Genomic DNA, 23,328 nt, shown 5'->3' with positions numbered 1-23,328 from the left:
TTATCAATTCCTCAAAGGTTTACCGGTTTTTAGCATGTGCTGTATACGTTCCAAGGTTTTTCTTTCGGTACAAAGCGACAAAAAGGCTTCCCTTTCTAAATCAAGAAGGTATTGCTCGCTAACATAGCTAGGCTCTGACAGGTCTCCACCAGCCATTACATAGGCCAATTTGTTGGCAATTTTCTTATCGTGCTCACTAATATATCTGCTGGCTTCCATAGAATCAGTTCCTACCAAGAACATTCCCAAAGCCTGCTTGCCTAAAACCTTAATATCCTTTCGTTTTACAGGTTTTGTATAACCTGATTCTGCCATAAGCTTAGCGTGCGCTTTCGCCGTAGCAATTTGTCTGTCTTTATTTACGACCACAATATCCTTTCCATGTTGAAGGATACCTAAATCGTAAGCTTCATAGGCAGATGTTGATACTTTGGCCATACCTATGGTCAAAAAGTACTCTTGTAGCACATTCAGCTCCACATCATTTTTCTTAAAAGTGTCTTGAGCTCGTAACGCGAACTCCTTGGAGCCACCACCACCAGGAATAACGCCAACGCCAAATTCTACCAAACCAATATAGGTTTCGGCCGCGGCTACCACTTTATCGGCGTGAAGCGAAAGTTCGCATCCGCCCCCTAAAGTCATTCCGTGAGGTGCCGCAACTGTAGGTATGGATGAATATCTCATACGCATCATCGTGTCTTGAAACATCTTAATGGCCATGTTCAATTCATCATATTCCTGTTCTACGGCCATCATGAATATCATTCCAATATTGGCTCCTACGGAAAAATTGGCCGCTTGGTTGCCCACAACTAGACCCTGAAAGTCTTTTTCGGCAAGGTCGATTGCCTTGTTCATTCCGCTAAGGACATCCCCACCAATGGTATTCATCTTTGACTGAAATTCCACATTCAAAATTCCGTCTCCCAAATCCTCTACAACTACACCACTATTTTTAAAGACTTCCTTACTCTTACGAATATTATCAAGAATAATAAACGCATCTTGACCTGGCACTTTTTCCATGGATTTTTTGGAAATATCATAGAAATAAGTGGCCCCATCTTTTACGGAGTAGAACGAGGTAATACCTGCCGATTTCATTTCTGAAACCCAATTGGCAGCTTCTAGATTCTCTGCTTTTATAAAATCAAGACCCTTGTCGAGTCCAACGGCATCCCAAATTTGAAATGGACCGTGTTCCCAGCCAAAGCCGGCTTTCATCGCATCGTCAATTTTATATAGGTCATCCGAGATTTCGGGAATGCGGTGGGAAACGTAGGCAAACAATTGCCCAAAACTTTTTCTGTAAAATTCCCCGGCCTTGTCTTTTCCGTCGGTTAAAATGGCCAAACGATCAATTACCTTATCAACCGTCTTGGTCAATTCTAGGGTTGCGAACTTGGCACTTTTTTTAGATCTATAATCCATAGTATCCAAATCCAAGGTCAAGATTTCGCTTTTACCTTTCGCGTCTTTTACTTTTTTATAGAAACCTTGCCCGGTTTTACTCCCCAACCATTTGTTATCCATCATGGTAGTGATGAAATCCGGTAGTTTGAACAAATCGTGACGTTCGTCGTTCGGACAGTTATCATAGATTCCATTGGCTACGTGAACCAACGTATCCAAACCTACGACATCAACCGTTCTGAAAGTGGCCGATTTTGGTCTGCCTATAACAGGACCTGTAAGCTTATCCACTTCCTCTACGGTCATTCCCAGATCCTTCACCATGTGGAAAAGACTTTGGATGCTGAAAATACCTATTCGGTTTCCAATAAATGCCGGGGTATCTTTGGCGACCACAGAGGTCTTCCCAAGAAACTTCTCCCCATAACCATTTAAAAAATCGAGCACTTCTGTAGAAGTTTTAGGTCCCGGAATAATTTCAAAAAGCTTTAGATATCTGGCAGGATTGAAAAAGTGCGTACCACAGAAATATTTTTGAAAATCTTCACTTCGTCCTTCGGACATAAATTTAATGGGAATACCGGAAGTATTTGAAGTAATCAATGTTCCCGGAGTTCTGTGCTTTTCCAGGTTTTCAAAAACCTGTTTTTTAATGTCCAACCTTTCTACTACCACCTCAATGATCCAATCTACCTTGGAGACTTTTGCAATGTCGTCTTCCAAGTTTCCCGTAGTGATCCTAGAAGCAAATTTCTGATGGTAAATAGGTGAGGGCTTTGATTTTAAGGCCGCATTTAGTGAATCATTGACCAATCTATTACGAACCACCTTATCTTCTAAAGTGAGTCCTTTAGCCTTTTCGGCGTCGGTAAGTTCACGCGGAACAATATCGAGAAGTAAGACTTCAACCCCAATATTGGCAAAATGACAAGCGATACCGCTTCCCATAATACCGGATCCGATAACCGCTACTTTATTAATGTGTTTGTTCACTTTTAAAAATGTTTATAGGTTAAGAGGTCATTTAGGTTGATGACCATTAATAGTTTTGTCGTTGCTTTGCATATTTTTTTCCACAATCATCTCATTGATGGAATTCATCACTTCAAAAAAACCGTTCAGCTTTTCTTGAGAAACTTTTGAGCGAACGGATTCATTAAATCGAAGTACTACATTTTTGGAATCGTTTCTTTTCTCCAACCCAAAATCCGTAAGATGGATAAGTACACCGCGACCGTCTTTAGGGTTGGGCTTACGTTCAATTAAGCCCTGTTCTTCCATTCTCTTTAGAATGCGAGAGAGACTGGTAGCTTCCATGCCCATTTTGGGACCTAAGGAAGTTGAGGGAGTTCCAGTTTTTGGATCAATACTCAAAAGTGTAAAACCAACTGCCATGGTAGAACCGAATTTCTTTGCCTCCTCATTGTACATTCTAGCCACTGCTTGCCAGGTTGCACGAAGTGCATAATCAATTGTAATTTCTTTCATTGGTTGGAATTAGGTTCTTCAAATATAGAAAAATTTATTATGCATGCATAATAAATTTATAAAAAAATAGCTTCCCTCATCCAAAAAAAATGCTTTTACATTAAGGTGATATTACTTACTTCCAGAAGTACCTAACGACCGTAAATATCATTGTAGAGACTTTGATACTTCTCCTTTATAATTTTTCTACGGAGTTTCATGGTGGGGGTGAGATGACCTTCGCTAATGCTCCATACATCAGGTGTTAGCCTAAATTGCTTTACTTTTTCCCATTTAGCAAACTTTTCGTTGGCATCATCCACTTCTTTCTGAAATTGCTCTAAAACTTTCTCATTTAAAATGATATCCGAATTTTCAGGAATGGTAATATTATTGCTCTTTGCCCACTCGTTTAAATATTCAAAATCTGGTTGAATAAGGGCTGCGGGCATTTTCTCGCCTTCACCAACAACCATAATCTGTTCTATAAAACGAGATTGCTTAAAGCGGTTTTCCAACAGCTGGGGCGCCACATATTTTCCGCCCGAAGTTTTAAACATTTCTTTCTTCCGGTCTGTAATCTTCAGAAAACCTTCGCTATCCACTTCTCCAATGTCGCCAGTGTGAAAGTAGCCGTCAATTAGAACTTCAGCCGTTTTTTCCGGGTCTTTGTAATAACCCATCATAACCTGGGGACCCTTTATGCAGATTTCGCCATCTTCCGCAATTTTAACTTGGGTTTGACCAATGGGCTTGCCAACGGTTCCAATCTTGAATCCGCCGTCACGCATGTCATTTACCGCAATAACGGGCGAGGTTTCGGTTAATCCATATCCTTCCATTAATCCAAATTCGGCTGCATTGAAAATTCTGGCCAGTCTGGGTTGTAAGGCGGCACTACCGGATGCAATTAAATGAAGGTTGCCACCAAGCCCTTCCTTCCATTTTTTAAATATTAGTTTTCTGGCAATAGCAAGTTTTTGCTCGTACCACCAGCCATTTTCTCCGTAGGGTTGATACTGTAATCCTATTTCAATGGCCCAAAAGAAAAGTTTCTTTTTGATACCGGTAAGCTCGGTACCCTTTGCCAAAATTTTATCGTATACTTTTTCAAGTAAGCGGGGTACCGCTGTCATAACATGTGGACCAGTTTCCTTCAGGTTTTCACTAATTTTATCAAGTGATTCTGCGTAATAAATAGTAACCGCACGGTATTGATATAGATAAATGAGCATGCGCTCATATACATGGCATAAGGGCAAAAAGCTTAATGATTTAGTCTTTCCATCTTCAATTGGAAACCTCTTGGAGCTTTCTATGGCGTTGCTAACAAGGTTATGATGCGAAAGCATTACACCTTTAGGCCTTCCGGTAGTTCCCGAGGTATAAATAAGGGTAGCTAGGTCTGTAGGCTTAACGGCATCTTTCAATTTTTCAACTTCGTCTTGATTGGATATATCCCCTCCCATTTCCAAAACCTCTTTCCAGTTTTTACAATTGGGCAATTTATCAAAAGAGAACACGTCTTTCAAGTGTGGCACTTGATTACGAATGGCACTAACCTTTTGATGTACTTCATCGCATGATATAAAACAATACTTTGCTTCGGAATGGTTAAGGACATAAGCGTAGTCCTCTTCTGAAATAGTGGGATAGATAGGTACGTTTTGCGCCCCAAGCTGCAAAATTCCTATATCCATAATGTTCCACTCTGTTCTGTTGGTCATGCTAATGACCGCAATTTTGTCATTAGGGCCTATACCCATTTTTAATAACGCCCTACTCATGGCGTTGGCCTGATCAATATAATCCTTGGTAGATGTAGACTTCCATACACCATTAACTTTGGTTACCAATGATTTTTCCAAGTTGAACTTCTCCAACTGATAGTAAGGAAAGTCAAATAGTCGAGTGATTTCTTTCATAGTAGGCTTGAGTTAAGCTGTTGCAAATTATGAAAAGCGAACGGTATTTTAAAATGATATTTGCAACAAAGATGCAATTATAATGAATAATTCATATTTAAGGTGTTGGTGAAATTCCATTACTCGTTGAAAACCACTTATCCATAGATAGTTGGCATTCACCTACAAAAATATTCATTTCACAACAAAGTAGGAAAATACATATAAAATAAGAGTAATTTCGTACTTCATAAAATGATAATTATGAAGAACCTTTACCTACTTAAAACACGGTCGTGCACCCTTGCCTTTGTAATTTTAATAGTTACAATGTTTGGTTTGCAGGCACAATCAGAACCTTTCCAATGTGATTACAATGCCTACTTGTTCCAGTACAACGACATCTATGCAGTAGATTTGGCCTCCGGTAGTGCGTATATGGTTGCAGAAAATGTAACCTCCGGAAATATTAATGCAGCGGCTTATAATTCTGCTGATGGCTATATCTGGGGATATCTTTCTTCTCCAAGCAAATCCATTGTAAGAATTGGTAAAAATTTCACAACGGATATTTACAACATACCCGAATTACCGGACAGTAATAATAAGTATGTGGGAGATATTTCCATTGATGGAATCTATTACTTTAGATCGGGTTCCTCAACCTTTTATTCGGTGGATTTAAATCCTGAATCCAATAATTATTTGGAGTATGTGGGCGCCACTACCTTAAGTCAGAATATAAATATTCATGATTGGGCTTTTAATGCTGTTGACGGGATGCTTTATACGGTTGAAAAGAAAACAAATATTCTTTATCGTATCAATGCCGAAACAGGTTTGGTTCAGCCTTTGGGAATAGTACCCATATTATCAGGATTGAATTATACATTTGGAGCAGTATATTTTGATGTTGATGGTAATTTCTATATTTCCGCAAATCAAACAGGTTCTGTATATAAAATAAATGCGGTTCATAACATATTGGTAGATGGAATAATTCAATCCAACATTTTTGCTTTTGGACCGGCTTCATCCTTAAACGATGGTGCAAGGTGTCCAACCGCTCCTGTACCTCAAGAAGATTGTTTGAATGGATTGGATGATGATGGGGACGGATTGACCGATTGTGATGATCCCGCTTGTTCAGGTATTGCCGCCTGTCCAGAAATAACACTTACTTCTGGTGCCAATGATGGTGGTTTAGAAAGTAACGATAGATTATCGTCTTTAATTAATCAAAGAAATTACAACAGGGCATCCACAAACTATAAATTCGATAAGTTAAGTGCCAAGGTTTTAAAGAAAGGCGCGTTATATGGGAAAAGCGGGAAAAATAGTGCTGATGCCATTCCTCTTGCTGATTTGGTTCCCTTGGACATCATTGGCGAAACCAGTACCATAGAATCCTCCCCCGCAGATTTATTGGATCTTACCAATGCCTCGGATATCTATTCAGTAGATTATTTAAAAGATACAAATAATATTGGAGCGCTAATGGTCATTAAGACCGAGAATAAGGTATACGAACATAGTAAGTTTATTTGTGACCGTTTCTTAGGAGCTCAACTACTTTCTGTTTCCAATATTCAATTAAGGGAAAAAGATTTCATAAAATCTATCATAAAACAGCCTGATGGAAATACAGAATTTGCTTTGTCTTTTTCTGCTAGGTTGAATGGGGATAATGAATTTGTAATTGAATCCCATTGGAATATCGATATGTACCCGAGCGATACCGCATATTATAACTTTCAAATCTGGTCCAATACCGTGGACGACCTATTGGCGTTGGCCGATGAAATCCTCAATCTATTGGAAGCCAATGCGGCCATAATTGATTACAAAGGTTCAACACCACCTCCCGTTTTCGTAAAATCTGCAAAATATGCCAAAGGTGAAGTTATTTTAAGTTTGGTGAATAACAATAGAGCAGGAGGAATAGACTTGGAAGGTGGAATCAAGAGGACCGAAACTATGGGTACGGAGAATATGTCTTTTGCAACACCTATTGAGGGTTATTTGGATTCCGTCTCTTTGAAAACGGGTAATATTTTTGATTTTGGATTTAGGATAAGCAACGTTAAAGGAGGTACTCCGGATGATTTGTTCGTAGCGGATGCTCCCTGGGGTCTAGATGCTTCGGCTATAGGTACTACTGTAAGTAATTACGAAGTGAAAGAAAGTGCCGATCCCTATATGGAAGATGGCTATCCGATAGAAAGAAATATCTCCTTGAGTGGCAAGACCTCAAGTTATATTGGAGTATACAGGGCTCTAAGCCCAAGATTTGCAGCGGTTGATCTTTCTAATTATTCCAAACTTTCATTTGATGCACAAGGAACGGGCACCTTGGAGATCAAGATTACTAAAGGCAATGGTCAAGTCTTTGAGACCGAGGTAGCGTTGACTTCCGAAACTGAAAATTATTTATTAGCGGCAGCAGACTTTAGCGGGGATTCTGGAAGTACTGATTTTTCAAATATCAAAGTAATCAACTTCAATTTGGTGGCAAAAAATGGCGTTGAAGAAAATAAGGAAATGGAGCTTTCTAATGTCACCTTTAATAATAAGGAAAAAGAAACTCTTTTTGTACTGGAAGACACTAATGAGTCCTTACTATATCCAAATCCCGTGAAAGAAGAAGCAAGCCTTTATTTCTTTGAGGATAACGCCGGCACCTATACGTTAGAAATATTTGACCTTACGGGCAAGAAGATGTCTCAATGTGACCAAACAGGCGATACCCAAAAAGGCCAAAATAGAATAACAATAAAAAAGAATAGCCTTTCCCCTGGACTGTACCTTTATAAGCTTAGTAGTTCCAATGATAGGATTTGGAGCAATAAGATTATGATCAAGTAAATTGGGCCCACACCCATGCAAAGCATAGGGAATGGAACTGTATTTGGGGCATTAAAAATGCAGTTTCATTCCCTCATGACTTGCAGTAAAACCTAATTCTTTATAGAACGCCAATGCCTCAGGTCTTTTTTTATCTGTGGTAAGTTGTATTAAGTGGGCCCCATTTTTTTCAGCAAACCCAATGGCCCATTCAAAAAGTTTTCTTCCTAATCCTTTTCCACGGTGATCGGGATGTACCCTAACAGCTTCAATTTGCGACCTTATACCACCTTGATAAGTCAAATATTGTATAAAGCTTAATTGCAGTGTTCCAATGACGGAACCGTTTACATCCTCCAAAACCATTAGATGCTGATTGGCATCTGTCTGTATCTTTTCAAAAGCAGTATAATAGGCTTCGGGTAGCGGGTCCCTAAAATCTTCCCGTAATTCCCCTAGCTTGTCATTGGCTAAAAGAGCTATAATTTCAGGTACATCTTTTCGGGTGGCACGCCTAATTTTAAACACTTCTTACTTCTTATTTTGCATATCTACCCATTTTCTGGCATTCACAAAAGCTTCTAGCCAAGGACTTACCTTATCGTTTCTATGTCTGGAATAATGCGCCCAGTTCCAAGGGAAGATAGAACGTTCAATATGTGGCATGGTTACCAAGTGCCTACCCGTTTTATCACAGAGCATGGCGGTATTAAAATCGCTTCCATTAGGATTGGAGGGATAGCCTTCATAGCCGTATTTAGCTACAATGGCGTATTGATTTTCAGACTGTGGAAGGCTAAATTTACCCTCTCCATGAGAAATCCATACTCCTAAAGTAGTACCTGCCAAGCTGGTAAGCATTACGGAATTATTCTCTTGAATTTTTACCGATGTAAAGCTGCTTTCGTGTTTATGGCTCTCGTTATAAGTCATTCTACCGTGTTTTTCATGTTCTGGATTGATAAGGTCCAGCTCCATGAACAATTGGCAACCATTACAGATGCCAATGGACAGCGTATCTGGTCTTTCAAAGAATTTCTTTATGGCCGTATTGGCCTTTTCGTTGTATTTGATTGCCCCGGCCCACCCTTTGGCGCTGCCTAAAACGTCAGAATTTGAGAATCCGCCAACAGCTCCGATAAACTGAATATCCTCTAAAGTTTCCCTACCGGATATTAAATCGGTCATATGTACATCCTTCACATCAAAACCGGCTAGGTACATGGCATTAGCCATTTCTCTTTCCGAATTACTGCCTTTTTCCCTTAGGATAGCAGCCTTCGGTCTTTTGCCGGTAAAGGGAACGTAGTTTTCCAGGTCAATGCTGGTATCTACCGGAAATTTGTAGGATAAAGGCTGAATTTTATAGTTGTCAAAACGTTCTAGGGCCAGACCGTTGGCGGTTTGTTGTTGATCCAAAAGGTAGGAGGTTTTGTACCACGTATCCCTTAAAGATGAAACATTTAGGCCCATTTCCATACCGTTGTTTCGGATGGTCAAGGTACCTTCGGAAACTACCTGTCCAATTTTTTGTACCTGAATGTCCAAATCTTTCAAGTAAGCTTCTACACTATCATCTTCGGCCTGAAAAACGATACTCGCATTTTCCGAAAACAATAATTTTATGGAATCCTGTTCCCCCAAGTCTGTTAGATCAACTTGCGCTCCTAAATCGGTATCGGCAAAGCACATTTCCAATAAAGTGGTGATAAGTCCCCCGGAAGCCACATCATGACCGGCAATAATTTTTCCGTCCCTAATCAATTGTTGTATGGCGTTGAAGACCTTTTTAAAATAGGCCGCATCCGCAATGCTAGGGGCTTGGTTTCCAATCGTGTTTTTAACCTGTGCAAAAGAGGAACCTCCCAATTTATAGGCGTCTTGGGATAAATTGATGTAATAAATGGCACCGCCATCCTTTTGTAGGACAGGTTCTACCACCTTGTTGATATCATTGCAATGTCCGGCTGCTGAAATAATTACGGTTCCCGGAGAAATAACATCCCCGTCTTTGTATTTCTGCTTCATGGATAGCGAATCCTTACCCGTTGGAACATTGATTCCCAATTCAATGGCAAAATCCGAAACGGCCTTGACCGCTTTATACAAACGGGCATCCTCGCCTTCGTTTTTACAGGGCCACATCCAGTTGGCAGAAAGGGAAACAGAGGTTAATCCTTCTCTAAGCGGCGCCCAGATGATGTTGGTCAATGATTCGGCAATACTGTTTTTACTTCCCGCTACGGGATCAATTAGCCCAGAAATAGGGGAGTGGCCAATACTGGTGGCAATCCCTTCCTTTCCCTTAAAATCCAAGGCCATAACGGCCACATTGTTTAAAGGTAGCTGTAAAGGACCGGCACATTGCTGTTTGGCTACACGCCCACCTACACAACGGTCTACCTTATTTGTTAACCAGTCTTTACAGGCGACAGCTTCTAACTGAAGCACTTGGTCCAGGTAATCATGAAAAAACTCTAAGGAATAGGTGGGCTCCGCATAGCTGCGGTTAACGGTAGTATCTTCCATGGTGGTTTTTGGAGAGCTTCCAAAAATATCGGAAAGGTTTACGTCCATAGGCTTTTCACCTGTGGTGTTGGATTCAAAAGTAAAACGGTCGTCACCTGTAACATCACCTACTTCGTACATAGGTGAGCGTTCTCTTTCCGCGATTCGTTGAAGTAAATCTGCATCTTTTTGGCCGATAACCAATCCCATACGTTCTTGAGATTCGTTGCCAATAATTTCTTTGGCGGATAGGGTAGGGTCCCCAACCGGTAATTTATCCAAATCTATTTTTCCGCCGGTTTCCTCAACCAATTCGGACAAGCAGTTGAGGTGGCCACCTGCACCATGGTCATGAATGGAAACAATGGGGTTTTTATCGCTTTCAACCATGCCGCGAATAGCATTGGCGGCTCTTTTTTGCATTTCCGGATTGGAACGTTGTACGGCGTTTAATTCTATGGCAGAGCTAAATTCTCCCGTATCGGCACTGGAAACGGCTGCTCCGCCCATTCCAATGCGGTAGTTGTCCCCTCCAAGAATAACAATTTTGTCCCCTTCTTTGGGTTGGTCCTTAATAGCCTGCTCCGTTTTTCCATACCCAATTCCACCGGCTTGCATAATTACCTTATCATACCCCAATTTTCTGGCTTTTTCCACCGTTGGGTCCGTATGCTCATCATGCTCAAAAGTAAGAACGGATCCAGCGATTAAAGGTTGCCCAAATTTGTTTCCAAAGTCCGATGCACCGTTGGATGCCTTAATAAGTATGTCCATTGGGGTTTGGTACAACCAGTCACGTTCCGGCATGGCTTGTTCCCACGGACGTTCTTTTTCCAAACGGGAATAAGCAGTCATATAAACGGCGGTACCTGCCAGTGGAAGAGAGCCTTTTCCGCCGGCAAGACGGTCCCTGATTTCTCCTCCAGAACCGGTTGCAGCTCCGTTAAAAGGTTCTACGGTAGTGGGGAAGTTATGGGTTTCGGCCTTTAAGGAAATAACCGATTCGAACTCTTTTTCTTCGTAAAAATCAGGCTTATCTGCTGTTTTAGGAGCAAACTGAGTGGCTTTAGGCCCTTTTAAGAAGGCCACATTGTCCTTATAAGCCGATACAATATCATTAGGGTTTTCCTGTGATGTTTTCTTGATCAGTTTAAATAGAGAAGAAGGCATTTCTTCTCCATCAACAATAAAAGTTCCATTAAAAATTTTGTGCCTGCAATGCTCGGAATTTACCTGACTAAAACCAAAAACTTCGGAATCCGTTAGTTTCCTTCCCATTTTCTGTGAAAGATCGTTTAGGTAGGCTACCTCTTCATCGCTAAGCGCCAAACCTTCTTGGTCATTGTAGGCGGCAATGTCCTCAATCTCTAAAATGGGTTCTGGTGTAACATTAATAGTGTAAATTTCTTGACCCAACTCATTGTATTTTTGTGACAGCATGGGGTCAAAGTCACTAAAGTCTTCTGCTACTGCTTGAAATTCCTCAATACGGATAACACCATTAATACCCATATTTTGGGTAATTTCCGTGGCATTGGTACTCCATGGGGTAATCATGGCAGCCCTAGGGCCAACAAAAAAGGCGTCTACAGACGCCGTTTGTATAAGGGGTTGGTTGCCAAACAACCAAACTAATTTGTTTATGTCTTCTTGATTGAGTTCGCTGGAAGTCTGAACAGCAAAAATCTTGGTACTGGAATCACCGAAAAAAAGAACCATTGATTATCTAGATTGATAGGTTTTTGAAAAGCACAAATTTACAGCTTTTCATCAAATCTAGCGCAGAGAATAATTAACAGAATAAGCCCTTTATTGTTGATTACTTTGGGCAGGCGGCTTTGTACGCTTATTTGTTATACGCAACAAGAATCCATAATATTGAATGTCCGCCATAACCCATGATATCTTGGGTGCTGAAGACAAAATACCTAGTTGGGTTTTCTTGGATGAAGATAGCTAATTTGTAGGAATTGTAAGCACTATTTTCAGGCCGATAACCGATGGTTACAAAAGGAAGGGAGGCGGTCTTTAACGCCTAAATTTCTCAAGGCTCAACATATAAACGACTAACTAGAAGCCAATCGCCCCAAAAAAAGCCGAAACCAAAAACCTAAATACTAGTTTTTTTCCAATAGGGCCATATAAAACCCGTCAAAACCACTTTTAGAAGCGAAAATATTCTTTTCTTGATTCAATTTAAAGTCTTTGCCCGCCTCTGAATTTAAAAAGGACTGTACTTGATTGCCATTTTCTTGTGGCAATATGGAACAGGTGGCATATACCATCTTTCCTTTTGGTTTTACTATGCGACTGTAGCTTTCCAGAATTTCGGATTGTGTTTTTACTATTTTATCCAAAAACTCGGGCTGTAGTTTCCATTTGGTGTCCGGGTTTCTTCTAATAACTCCTAAGCCTGTACAAGGGGCATCTATCAAAACCCGGTCCGCGCTTCCATAAAGCTTTTTAATCACCTTGGTGGAATCTATCTCACGGGTTTCAATGTTGTGGGCGCCGTTTCTACGGGCCCTTCGTTTCAATTCCTTTAACTTACTTACGTAAATATCCATGGAGATCAATTGCCCCTTGTTTTCCATCAAAGAGGCCAAATGTAACGATTTTCCACCGGCGCCGGCACAGGTGTCTACCACACGTTGTCCTGGTTGTACATCCAAAAGTTCAGAAACCAATTGCGAAGAGGCATCCTGAACCTCAAAATAGCCTTTTTTAAAGGATTCGGTTACAAATACATTGGCTCGCTCCGGTAGTTTAAGAGCTAGGGGATACCCCTTAATAGGTTCTGCAACAACGCCTTCGTTCAATAGTTCCTTTCGCAGTTTTTCCTTTGTAATCTTTAAGGTATTGGTCCTTAGGATAACTTCCGCTTGCTCATTTAGGGCTGCTATTTCTTTGGTCCAAAGTTCATCTCCAAGGGCCTTTTCACATAGCTCGTCTATCCAGTCCGGCACGGCCTCCCTAAATTTCCTGATTTTTGAAAGCTCATCAAACTTGCCTTTTATACGCCTTTCCGGAGTGGGTTCTATTTGCTTCCAATCGGGCAAGGTAATACCTTTTAAAACGGCCCAAACAGCCCACATTCTAAAGAGTTCCGGTCTGTTGTAGGGAGCTTTTACACCGGCAATCTCTGCGTACAACCTTTTATAACGGACCATTTCATAAGTGGTTTCCGCTATAAATCCACGGTCCCTTGATCCCCAACGCTTGTCGAACTTTAGTACTTTCTGTACTACTTTATCTGCATATTCCCCTTCATTGAAAATTAGGTTAAGCGCATCGATTACTGCGAAGACAAGATTTCTGTGTAGTCTCATATTGTACGGTTCTAAAAAGATGGGTGCAAAGGTATTGTATTCGTGCGGAATCCCTGTATTTTTGAGAAATTTTATGTTCATGAGAATACGTCTTGTTATAATCTTGCTTTTATGTCTGGTTTCTTGTTCTGAAAAGGAAACGAGAACTCCGTTTTCATCCGTAACAGTTTCAAACCTATACCAAGATTCCATAAGTGTGAGGGCTATAGAAATTATGGGTAACAGTTTGGCCTTTGCGGCAAACAAAGGTGTTTTTGGAACTGTGGATTTAGGCAATGGTAAAGTGAGGACCAATGTGATGCAGGAAGATAGTCTTTTACCCGAGTTTAGGGCAATAGCCCATACAACTACCGATTTTTTTATGCTTTCCGTTTCCAATCCGGCCTTGTTGTACAAAACAGGTGGCAATGGAAAGATGGAATTGACATACAGGGAAGAGGGAGCGTCGGTATTTTATGATGCAATGCAGTTTTGGAACGATTTGGAAGGAATTGCCATTGGCGATAGTGTAGATGGCTGTTTAAGTATAATCATTACTAGGGATGGCGGAGAATCTTGGGAAAAATTAAGTTGTGATTTACTACCAAAGGGAATAGAGGGAGAAGGGGCATTTGCCGCCAGTAATACCAATATTGCTATTTGGGGTGATACCACTTGGATTGCTACAACGGCAGGTAGAATTTATTTTTCTCCGGATAAGGGTAAAACTTGGAACATTCAAACTACTCCCATAGCGGCTGAAGAGCCAACTCAGGGAATTTACAGCATGGACTTTTATAATGAAAAACTGGGCATTGCCTTTGGGGGAGATTACACCCAACCAGAAGGCAACCAAGCAAATAAGGCCATTACATTTGATGGAGGTAAAACTTGGGAGCTAATTGCTATTGGAGAAGAGCCGCCTTATAAAAGCTGTGTGCAATTTGTACCTAATTCTGACGGTACGGAGATGGTGGCCCTAGGTTTTACCGGTATCAGCTATACATCCGATCAAGGGGAGCATTGGAAAAAACTTTCCAATGAAGAATTTTACACCCTACGGTTTTTAAATGATTCTGTAGCCTATGCGGCAGGAAAAAATAGAATAGCCAAATTGGTTTTCAAATAAAAGGGACAAGCAGCGTACAACTTGTCCCCGAATCTATAACCTGTCTTATTAGATTTTGACAACTACAAAGTTTCTTCCTCTTTTCTTGTAGTAGATACCATTGGATAGATAGCGTTTTTTTCCTTTTACCAAAACAACTCTATTTGTTCTTGGTAATGTTCTTACCTTAATTCCTATTGGTGGGCGAACCACCACCAACTTTCTTCCTCTGGTTATATACCAATTTCCATTTTTAAATTGATATTTCTTCCCTTTGAACACAATTATCTTGGTAGTGGTTCTAGGGCTTACCCTAGTAATTTCCTTTTCAACGCTTGTGGCGGTTGAATTAGCAAACGATTGATTGCCGATAATAAAGGTCAATGCCAACAACAGTACAATTTTAAGATTTCTCATAGTCTAAAATTTTAAAGGTTTCTATATGTAAGACTGTGAAATAGGCTAGGGGTTTAATGAAAAAAGAGGCTTAAAGCCCCTTTTTACGTGTTGTTTATCGAAATTTTTGTTACTCTATCTATTGCCCCTGCGCTCGTGGTACCTTTTTATCAATTCTTTTTTAAACTCTTCTTCTGAGCGTAACAAAAGCATTGTTTTACGGGCAGAGATTACTTTGCTTACCGATTCCAAAAACTGTTTTTCTACTTTTTCTTCATCTTGTTCATACCTCAAATACCGGTCAAGCAATTCTTTGGCTTCCTTTTCAGAAATATCGTTTACGTTCTTAATTTTCGTTCTAATTTCTTCGTGTTGCTTTCTCCTTAGGTCATTTCGGTCTTCCTCATATTTATTGTACAAGGGCCAAAATTCTTGTGCCTCCTTACTACTAAGGTCAAGTCTTTCTGTCATAAAAGCCACTTTCAAGGATTTTATCTTGTCCTTCTTGGATTGACCAAAAGTCAAGCTGCTGGCTAAGAAAAAAACAGTGAAAAGAACTTTGATTATACTTTTATTCATCATATTCGAGATTAAGTGATTCAAAATCCTCAATATTCTCATTGAGGTAATCTACCATTTGTTCATCGCCCCATTGATCCTCAACAATATCATAAACTTCCAATTGGTCTACGGGTATTACTTCGGCCAGTTCATAACTGGTAATGCCAATATCATTGTTTTGAAAATAGGCTTCTATTTCAGAGTGCGCCAAATCATCAAAAGTAGGTTGCTTCTTGTTCAGACCTAAGTTGATGGCCAAGGCAATAATTAGAATGGCGGCAATGGAAGCTCCCAAATAATAGTAGTTTTTAAAAAGAGGAAGCTTAACGACTTTAGGATCAGAAGCTTCCATCTTCTTCAAGACGCGTGAATGAATATCATTGAAATAACCCTTGGGTACACCAAAACCTTCTTCAACGGGAAAGTTAGGCTGCCCTTCTGTAATTTTTTCTTTAAGGCGGTCTTCAAAACTTCCAAAATAGTTTTCGGGCGTTTTAAAAGGATTATTTTTTGAATTCTTGTCCATTGCTTTTATTTGACATTCAAAACCTTAAAAGGTTTAATCGGTTTTTAAAAAAGCTTCAATTTTTTTAACGGCCAAATGATAGCTAGCCTTGAGGCCTCCTACAGAAGTATCCAGAATTTCGGAAATTTCCTCATATTTCATTTCCTGAAAATATTTCATGTTGAAGACCAATTTTTGTTTTTCGGGCAAAGTGGCCAAGGCTTGTTGCAATTTCAGTTGAATTTCATCTCCTTCAAAATATACGTCCGCCTCTAAATTTTGGACGATTTGCTCCTGAAGTTCCCCATCCGTTAAACCACTGCGCCGCGCTTTCTTTTTTAAGAATGACAATGCCTCATTGGTAGCTATCCTGTACATCCAGGAATAAAGCTTGCTTTCGCCCTTAAATCCGTCAATATTCCTATAAACCTTAATAAAAGTGTTCTGTAAAACATCATCAGCATCATCATGATTCATTACAATTTGTCTAATATGCCAATATAATTGGGTCTTGTAGGTGTTTACCAAGACCTCAAAAGCCTCGGAAAGGCTTTCTTTTTGTTGTAATTGATGTACTAAGGTTTCTTCCGTAACCAAATTAATAGGCTTAAATATATAAGTTGGACTTTTCTTCTAAGAAAAGGTTTAATGAACGGGTCGAATTTTATTCTAATCCAATGATTGCATAGCCACTAGTTTTTTGTAGACCCCTTCTTTTTCCATGAGCTGCTGATGCGTGCCCTGTTCCACAATTTCACCCTTTTGAAGCACTACAATGGTATTGGCATTTTGAATCGTTGACAAACGATGGGCTATTACAATGGATGTTCTGTTCTGCATCATTTTTTCCAACGCGTCCTGTACCAATCGCTCACTTTCCGTATCAAGGGCCGATGTAGCCTCGTCCAGAATCATAATCGGTGGGTTTTTAAGAACGGCACGGGCTATGGAAAGGCGTTGCTTTTGCCCACCGCTCAATTTATTGCCACTATCCCCAATGTTGGTATTATACCCGTTTGGAAGTTCCATAATGAAATCATGGGCATTGGCAATTTTTGCCGCTTCCATAATCTCGGCTTCTGTAGCATTTTCCTTTCCTAAGGAGATATTCTTTGCAACAGTATCGTTAAATAGAATAGAATCTTGGGTAACAAGGCCTAGTAATGAGCGTAAGGACTTTTTAGTAATGTCCTTGATATTTTGATCATCCAGGGAAATTTCTCCTTCATTGACGTCATAAAAACGGGTTACCAAATTGGCAATTGTACTTTTTCCGCTGCCCGATTGACCTACCAAGGCCACCGTATTTCCTTTTGGAACTTTAAGGTTAAAATTCTTAAGAACGTATTCATCCTCGTATTTAAAGGAAACATTTTGAAGGTGAATGCCCTTCTCAAATGAACTTTTTTCAATTGCGTTGGGTCGATCTGAAATAGGGTTTTCCGTCTCAAGAATCTCCAATACCCTCTCTGCGGCGGCATTTCCTTTTTTAACTCCGTACGAAGCCTTGCTGATAGCTTTCGCGGGAGTAAGAATATTGTACGCCAAACCCATATAGGCAATAAAGGACGAAGGGTCTAACGTCTTTTCAACTAAAACCATTTTTCCACCAAACCACAATAAGACACCTATTACCAATATTCCCAAAAATTCACCTGTTGGGGAAGCCAAATTTTGTCGGTTCAATAACGTATTTGAAAATCTAAAAAAGCGAGTGGTAGATTTATCAAAAAGTCTGTAAAAGTAGGATTCGGAATTAAAAGCTTTGATTACCCTAAGACCTCCTAGGGTTTCTTCCACAATGGAAAGGAATTCGCCTTGTTCCCTTTGAACCCTATCGGACTTCTTTTTTAAAGATTTACCAATTCTGGAAATAATAGTCCCTGCAATCGGAATGAAAATGAAAACAAAAAGAGTAAGCTTGGTACTTATACCAAACATAATTAAAATAGTGAAAAGGATGGTCAAAGGTTCTCTTACTATGAGTTCCAAAATAGACAAAAAGGAATGCTGTATTTCTAGTACATCTGACGTTATCCTAGCAATCACATCACCTTTACGTTTTTCAGAATAGAATGAAATAGGCAGTTCGACTATTTTACTGTACATTTTGTTCCTAATATCCTTTAAAACCCCGTTCCTGAGAAAGGTTATAAAGTACATTGCCAAATAATTAAAGAAATTCTTTAGCAGAAAAAGCACCAGAACCAGTCCAATTACCAATATCAATCCTTTCATTTCATCATCACCGGAATACTCCGTGACCCTAAAGTTGATATAAGCTTGTAGATAGTCCTTAATATCACTGAAGCCCGTATAAACGGGCTCTACAGTGACTCTATTTTCAGGCTTGAACAACACGTCCAGCATTGGAATTAGTGCGGCGAACGAAAGAGCACTAAACAAGGCGTACAAGATGTTGAAAAAGATATTTAAATAACCGTATTTGCTATATGGTTTTGCAAACCGAAGGATCTTTTTAAAATACTCCATTAACCGAGGTTCAATTCTCCCAATATGGTATTTATTTTATCGTCAAGGTTCGCAGAAACCTTTTTAAAGTCGGCCGCACGGTCCAAATTTGCATTCGTACTAATGTAAAATTTTACTTTAGGTTCCGTACCACTGGGCCTAGCTGCGATTCGAGTACCATCTTCCGTTTCGTAAATCAATACATTTGATTTTGGAATATCTATGGATTTTTCCTCACCGGTAAGCACATTTTTGGCAATACTCATATTATAATCCTCAATCCATTTTACTTTGGAACCTGCCACACTGGAAACGGGATTTTCTTTAAAGTCTTTGAGCATTTGCTTAATTTCCTCGGCACCGCTCATACCTTTTTTGGTGATGGATATCAACTTTTCTTTGTAAAAGCCGTAATCAACATAGCATTGAATGAGGTCCTTATAGAAAGAGCTTCCGTTTGCTTTCGCTTGGGAGGCAATTTCACAGGCCAAGAGGGTAGAGGTAACGGCGTCTTTATCCCTGACAAAGTCACCCACCATATAACCAAAACTTTCTTCCCCTCCTCCAATAAAATGTGATTCTGGAAAATCCTTGATCATTTTGCCGATCCATTTAAATCCGGTAAGGGCCGTTTTAAATTCTACACCATAAGCCTTGGCCATGGCTTCCATCATTGGGGTAGAAACAATCGTAGTCGCTACAAATTCATTGTCTTTAAACCCTTTGAGTTTTTGTTGTTCCAAAAGAAATTTGGTCATGAGTATCATGGCTTGGTTGCCATTTACAATTTCCATTTCACCTTCTAAATTTCTTACGGCAATTCCTAAGCGGTCACTATCGGGATCGGTACCTACCACCATATCTGCACCAATCTCTTCAGCTTTTTTAATGGCCATGGATAACGCTTCCGATTCTTCAGGATTAGGGGATTTCACCGTCGGGAAATTACCATTGGGTTCTGCTTGTTCTTCAATAATAGTTACATTTTTATAACCGGCACGTTTTAAAACTTCCGGTATAGCGGTAATAGATGTTCCGTGCAACGAAGTGAAAACGATTTTAAATTCATCTTTTCCCGGGGCATTGAAATTTCCGTTGTTTACCGAGGCTTCAAAAAAGGCTTCGTCTACTTCTTTATCTATTAATTGAATCAAGGAATCGTTGGCGTTGAAGTTGATATCTTCATAGGCCAAGGCATTGATTTCAGAAATTATTTCGCCATCCTGTGGCGGTACAATTTGTCCACCATCGGTCCAGTACACTTTATAGCCATTATATTCCGGCGGGTTGTGGGATGCCGTCAAGACTATACCTGCATGGCAACCTAAGTGCCTTACGGCAAAAGATAATTCCGGTGTGGTTCTCAAACTAGAAAATAGGTACACATTAATACCGTTGGCCGATAGTACCTCTGCAACCGTTCTAGCCAAAGTGTCACTATTATTACGGCAATCAAAAGCGATTACCACTTTTATATCATCTCCCGCATAGATCTTCTTAAGGTAATTACTTAGCCCCTGAGTACTTTTCCCTAAAGTATATTTATTGATTCTATTGGTGCCAACCCCCATTACACCGCGCATACCGCCGGTACCAAACTCCATGTTCTTATAGAAACGGTCTTTGAGTTCTTCGGTATCGTTAGCGATAAGATCTTGAATTTCTTGTTTTACGGCGGGATCAAAGAAATCTGTAAGCCAACTTTTGGCAGTGTTTAAAATGGCATCCATAGTATATAGTTCGTGATTTTTAGTATCTAAATTTAAGAAGAATATTGTTTTTCCTTCGGCTGAAGGTTAATTTCTTCGGAAACATTATAACGGTTCTCGTTTTTCTTGGAACGTATTAACATTTCCCCCAAAAAACCTGCTAAAAATAATTGTGTTCCCAAAATCATGGCGGTTAAGGAAATGAAAAACTGCGGACGATCCGTTATCAATCTCCCTGTAGGATTGATAAAGAGTTTGTCTATGCCCAAATAAATAGCAAAGCCAAAGCCTACAATGAACATTAATACGCCAAGTGCACCAAATAAGTGCATAGGTTGTTTTCCAAATTTGGAAACGAACCAAATGGTAAGTAGGTCTAAAAATCCGTTGATAAAGCGTTCCATTCCAAATTTGGTCTTACCGTATTTTCTAGCCTGGTGCTGTACTATTTTTTCTCCAATTTTACTGAAGCCCGCATTTTTGGCCAATACTGGTATATACCTATGCATTTCTCCAGAGACTTCAATGTTTTTGATTACACGTTGATCAAAAGCCTTTAATCCACAATTAAAATCATTGAGTTGTACTCCGGAGGTTTGCCTGGCCGCCCAATTGAAAAGTTTGGATGGCAAATTTTTGGATAGAACGGAATCAAACCTTTTCTTTTTCCAACCTGACACCAAATCAAACTTTTCCTCATGAATAAGTCGGTACAATTCAGGTATTTCTTCCGGATTATCTTGTAAATCGGCATCCATTGTGATAACCACCCGGCCCCTTGCCGCTTTAAAACCGGCGTGCAAAGCCTGCGACTTACCAAAGTTCTTTACAAATCTAATACCCTTGACATGTAAATCTTGTAAGGAAATTTCAGAGATTTTGGTCCAAGAACTATCCGTACTCCCATCATCTATAAAAATTATTTCATAGGAATACCCCTTTGATCGCATCACCTTTACGATCCAATCATAAAGTTCAATAAGTGATTCTTCCTCGTTTAGGAGAGGTATGATTATGGACAGATCCATGCAATTATTCTATAGGTCTGCCCAAAAGTACAACTTTGCAGTTAATACGCAGGCTTTTGTTTTTTAAGAATTAGACCGGTAATTAAACCTATGACCAAACCAATGATGACATTGAAAATGATAATGATCGGGTAGGATATCCATGCAAACTTCTTCTGCATCTCAATACCTTGGTCTATTTGCTCAGGGGTAAGTTTTGGATTGTCCGCCAGGGCTTGTTGTTTTCCAATCTCATACATGTTGTCCATAAAATCTGGCTCCACATAGTTTGAGAAAACAAAAAAGTATATAATCCCCAAAATTCCGGAGATTAAAGCAACTCCGGCGCCAATCTTTAGGGCTTCGGATAACGTTAAAAAAGTTAGGTTCGCTTTCTTGAATTGAACAATGGCCAAGATGATACCGGCAGCAAGAATGGCAATTTGGGTTCCTTGAACGGCCATACCTCTTTCATAGTGCATGTCCATGGTATATAACATTATACCAAAAATAATTCCTATACCTCCGGTTATCAATCCATAATTAAGGGAGAATTTAGCTGGTTTGGGTAGATTTTCTTCCATTGTACTTTTTATTTAGGTTGTTTTGCGTTAGTAGGGGAGTTTAGATTTTTGTTACATTTAAAGATAGACTTTTTTATTTCTTTTTTGCGGAAATAAATTGTTGGTTGTTTAAAAATGTCTAAATTTGCAGCCTTAAAATGAGTGCCTGTCGGAATGGGTGCGTAAAATTTTAAATTAGATGAAAAAAGACATACACCCAGAAAATTATAGGTTGGTAGCCTTTAAAGACATGTCAAACGATGACGTGTTCTTAACCAAATCTACAGCTAATACCAAAGAGACCATTGAAGTTGATGGTGTTGAATATCCTTTGGTGAAATTAGAAATTTCCAGAACTTCTCATCCGTTCTATACTGGTAAGGCCAAATTCTTGGATACTGCAGGACGTATTGATAAGTTCAAAAGCAAATACGAGAAATTTAAGAAAAAGCCAGCTGCTGAAAAGAAATAAGCTTGCTTTCCTAGATAAACAGAACGCCTCCAATATTGGGGGCGTTTTTGTTTTCTATGCTCCATATGCCCCATTTAAATTTGGATGGTTTGATGATTTTTGTCCAGATAACAATAATTTAAAAAGTTCATCGTGATTAGATTACTTAATTTTATCGAAAATAAAACGAATGAACTACATACTTTTTGATGGTACAGTAAGGGATAATCTGCTTCCCTTTACCTTTACAAGACCGGTTGCCGATATTAGAATCGGTATTCTTACCATACGGGAAAAGTGGGAAAAGTATTTGGGTTATACCACTACCACCATTACGGAAGATTATCTCTCGGAAAAGTATCCAATGGTTGAAATGGAGGAAAATATTTTAATCAACTCTTCTTTTTTGCCCAATGGTGAATTGGTAGAATTGGTCAAAGGTTTAGAAGAAGGAGAGGCCATTTTTCAAGGTGAGGAGGTCATTGCATTTTTTACAAAGGATACGCAGGATGATGTTGATTTAGCATCTTATAAGGCAATAGAATATGAAGGCGATTCCTTACGAGTTATTAATACGTGGGATATTTTTTCTAAGAACGCCGAAGCAATTCAGGAAGATTTTAACCTTTTGACCGAGGATAGGGAAAGTGCTCCCATAAGTACTACAAATGTTCTAATACATCCAGAACGAATATTTGCGGAGGAAGGTGCCCAAGTTGAACATAGCATTCTTAATGCCACTGACGGTCCTATCTATTTAGGAAAAGATTCCCAAATCTGGGAAGGAAACCTTATACGCGGTGCTTTTGCCCTTGGAAACAATGCCGTAGTTAAAATGGGCGCAAAAATTTATGGGGCTACCACGGTGGGCCCCTACGGAAAGGTGTGTGGGGAAATAAGTAATTCGGTCATTTTTGGGTATTCCAGCAAAGGGCATGAAGGTTATTTAGGAAATGCAGTTCTAGGCGAGTGGTGTAATATTGGGGCGGACAGTAACAATTCCAATTTAAAGAATAATTATGCTAAAGTCCGGTTATGGAATTATGCCTCCGAAAGGTTTGAGCAAACGGGTTTGCAATTTTGTGGCTTAATGATGGGAGACCATAGCA

At 39.7% G+C, this 23,328-nt stretch carries 18 protein-coding genes; 4 read left to right on the top strand and 14 right to left on the bottom strand.

Features of this window, described 5'->3' with window-relative positions; genetic code table 11:
• Nucleotides 1-3: 3 nt before the first annotated feature.
• From BIZ36_RS00090 to BIZ36_RS00080, 3 genes are all read right to left on the bottom strand, one after another.
• A complete protein-coding gene (locus BIZ36_RS00090) occupies nt 4-2,409 on the bottom strand; it encodes a 3-hydroxyacyl-CoA dehydrogenase/enoyl-CoA hydratase family protein (protein WP_187455814.1) in 2,406 nt (801 codons plus the stop codon).
• Nucleotides 2,410-2,436: 27 nt separating this feature from the next.
• Complete coding sequence (locus BIZ36_RS00085; protein WP_187455813.1) at nt 2,437-2,904, bottom strand: MarR family winged helix-turn-helix transcriptional regulator; 468 nt, start codon at nt 2,902-2,904, stop codon at nt 2,437-2,439.
• Between the two features lie 131 nt (nt 2,905-3,035).
• Nucleotides 3,036-4,808 (bottom strand): AMP-dependent synthetase/ligase, encoded by a 1,773-nt coding sequence (locus tag BIZ36_RS00080; RefSeq protein ID WP_187455812.1) that lies wholly within the window; start codon nt 4,806-4,808, stop codon nt 3,036-3,038.
• Nucleotides 4,809-5,051: 243 nt separating this feature from the next.
• On the opposite strand from BIZ36_RS00080, the gene BIZ36_RS00075 reads away from it, so the two are divergent.
• Nucleotides 5,052-7,652, top strand: a complete 2,601-nt coding sequence (locus tag BIZ36_RS00075) for a DUF6923 family protein (RefSeq protein ID WP_187455811.1) — start codon at nt 5,052-5,054, stop codon at nt 7,650-7,652.
• Between the two features lie 51 nt (nt 7,653-7,703).
• Here the strand turns inward: BIZ36_RS00075 and BIZ36_RS00070 are convergent, their stop codons facing one another.
• The 3 genes from BIZ36_RS00070 to BIZ36_RS00060 all read right to left on the bottom strand — a co-directional run bounded on the left by BIZ36_RS00070 (nt 7,704) and on the right by BIZ36_RS00060 (nt 13,549).
• Nucleotides 7,704-8,159 (bottom strand): GNAT family N-acetyltransferase, encoded by a 456-nt coding sequence (locus BIZ36_RS00070; RefSeq protein ID WP_187455810.1) that lies wholly within the window; start codon nt 8,157-8,159, stop codon nt 7,704-7,706.
• Between the two features lie 3 nt (nt 8,160-8,162).
• On the bottom strand, nt 8,163-11,858 hold the full coding sequence (purL, locus tag BIZ36_RS00065) for a phosphoribosylformylglycinamidine synthase (protein ID WP_187455809.1): 3,696 nt from the start codon (nt 11,856-11,858) through the stop codon (nt 8,163-8,165).
• 398 nt (nt 11,859-12,256) lie between these two features.
• Nucleotides 12,257-13,549, bottom strand: a complete 1,293-nt coding sequence (locus tag BIZ36_RS00060) for an RsmB/NOP family class I SAM-dependent RNA methyltransferase (protein WP_353616801.1) — start codon at nt 13,547-13,549, stop codon at nt 12,257-12,259.
• On the opposite strand from BIZ36_RS00060, the gene BIZ36_RS00055 reads away from it, so the two are divergent.
• Nucleotides 13,548-14,576, top strand: coding sequence for an oxidoreductase (locus BIZ36_RS00055; RefSeq protein ID WP_187455808.1), 1,029 nt, complete (start codon nt 13,548-13,550; stop codon nt 14,574-14,576). The genes BIZ36_RS00060 and BIZ36_RS00055 overlap by 2 nt on opposite strands.
• A 48-nt stretch (nt 14,577-14,624) precedes the next feature.
• On the opposite strand, the gene BIZ36_RS00050 is transcribed toward BIZ36_RS00055, so the two are convergent.
• The 8 genes from BIZ36_RS00050 to BIZ36_RS00015 form a co-directional block, all read right to left on the bottom strand.
• Nucleotides 14,625-14,972: a DUF6515 family protein gene (locus BIZ36_RS00050; protein ID WP_187455807.1), complete on the bottom strand. Its 348-nt coding sequence runs from the start codon at nt 14,970-14,972 to the stop codon at nt 14,625-14,627.
• Between the two features lie 114 nt (nt 14,973-15,086).
• The gene (locus BIZ36_RS00045) at nt 15,087-15,422 is read right to left on the bottom strand and encodes a hypothetical protein (protein WP_187455806.1); all 336 of its coding nucleotides are present in this window, start codon (nt 15,420-15,422) and stop codon (nt 15,087-15,089) included.
• Between the two features lie 100 nt (nt 15,423-15,522).
• Entirely contained in the window at nt 15,523-16,038 is a 516-nt protein-coding gene (locus BIZ36_RS00040) for a hypothetical protein (protein WP_187455805.1), read from the bottom strand.
• Nucleotides 16,039-16,071: 33 nt separating this feature from the next.
• Entirely contained in the window at nt 16,072-16,614 is a 543-nt protein-coding gene (locus BIZ36_RS00035; protein WP_187455804.1) for an RNA polymerase sigma factor, read from the bottom strand.
• Between the two features lie 72 nt (nt 16,615-16,686).
• Nucleotides 16,687-18,510, bottom strand: coding sequence for an ABC transporter ATP-binding protein (locus BIZ36_RS00030; RefSeq protein WP_187455803.1), 1,824 nt, complete (start codon nt 18,508-18,510; stop codon nt 16,687-16,689).
• Nucleotides 18,510-20,219: a phospho-sugar mutase gene (locus tag BIZ36_RS00025; RefSeq protein ID WP_187455802.1), complete on the bottom strand. Its 1,710-nt coding sequence runs from the start codon at nt 20,217-20,219 to the stop codon at nt 18,510-18,512. The genes BIZ36_RS00030 and BIZ36_RS00025 overlap by 1 nt, the downstream gene beginning before the upstream one ends.
• A 32-nt stretch (nt 20,220-20,251) precedes the next feature.
• Nucleotides 20,252-21,226: a glycosyltransferase family 2 protein gene (locus tag BIZ36_RS00020; protein WP_187455801.1), complete on the bottom strand. Its 975-nt coding sequence runs from the start codon at nt 21,224-21,226 to the stop codon at nt 20,252-20,254.
• A 41-nt stretch (nt 21,227-21,267) separates the two neighbouring features.
• Nucleotides 21,268-21,789, bottom strand: a complete 522-nt coding sequence (locus BIZ36_RS00015) for a DUF4199 domain-containing protein (protein ID WP_187455800.1) — start codon at nt 21,787-21,789, stop codon at nt 21,268-21,270.
• Between the two features lie 178 nt (nt 21,790-21,967).
• Between BIZ36_RS00015 and BIZ36_RS00010 the strand changes: the two genes are divergently transcribed.
• Both BIZ36_RS00010 and BIZ36_RS00005 read left to right on the top strand, forming a co-directional pair.
• Nucleotides 21,968-22,240 carry a type B 50S ribosomal protein L31 gene (locus tag BIZ36_RS00010; protein ID WP_187455799.1) on the top strand — a complete coding sequence of 91 codons (273 nt, stop codon included), beginning with the start codon at nt 21,968-21,970 and terminating at the stop codon, nt 22,238-22,240.
• 169 nt (nt 22,241-22,409) lie between these two features.
• Nucleotides 22,410-23,328, top strand: a 919-nt coding sequence (locus tag BIZ36_RS00005; protein WP_187455798.1) for a putative sugar nucleotidyl transferase, incomplete at its 3' end; no start/stop codon positions are given.

The organism is Cytophaga sp. FL35 (assembly GCF_014349235.1).
Lineage (GTDB): Bacteria > Bacteroidota > Bacteroidia > Flavobacteriales > Flavobacteriaceae > Euzebyella.
This window is presented reverse-complemented; position numbering and strand designations above follow the sequence as displayed.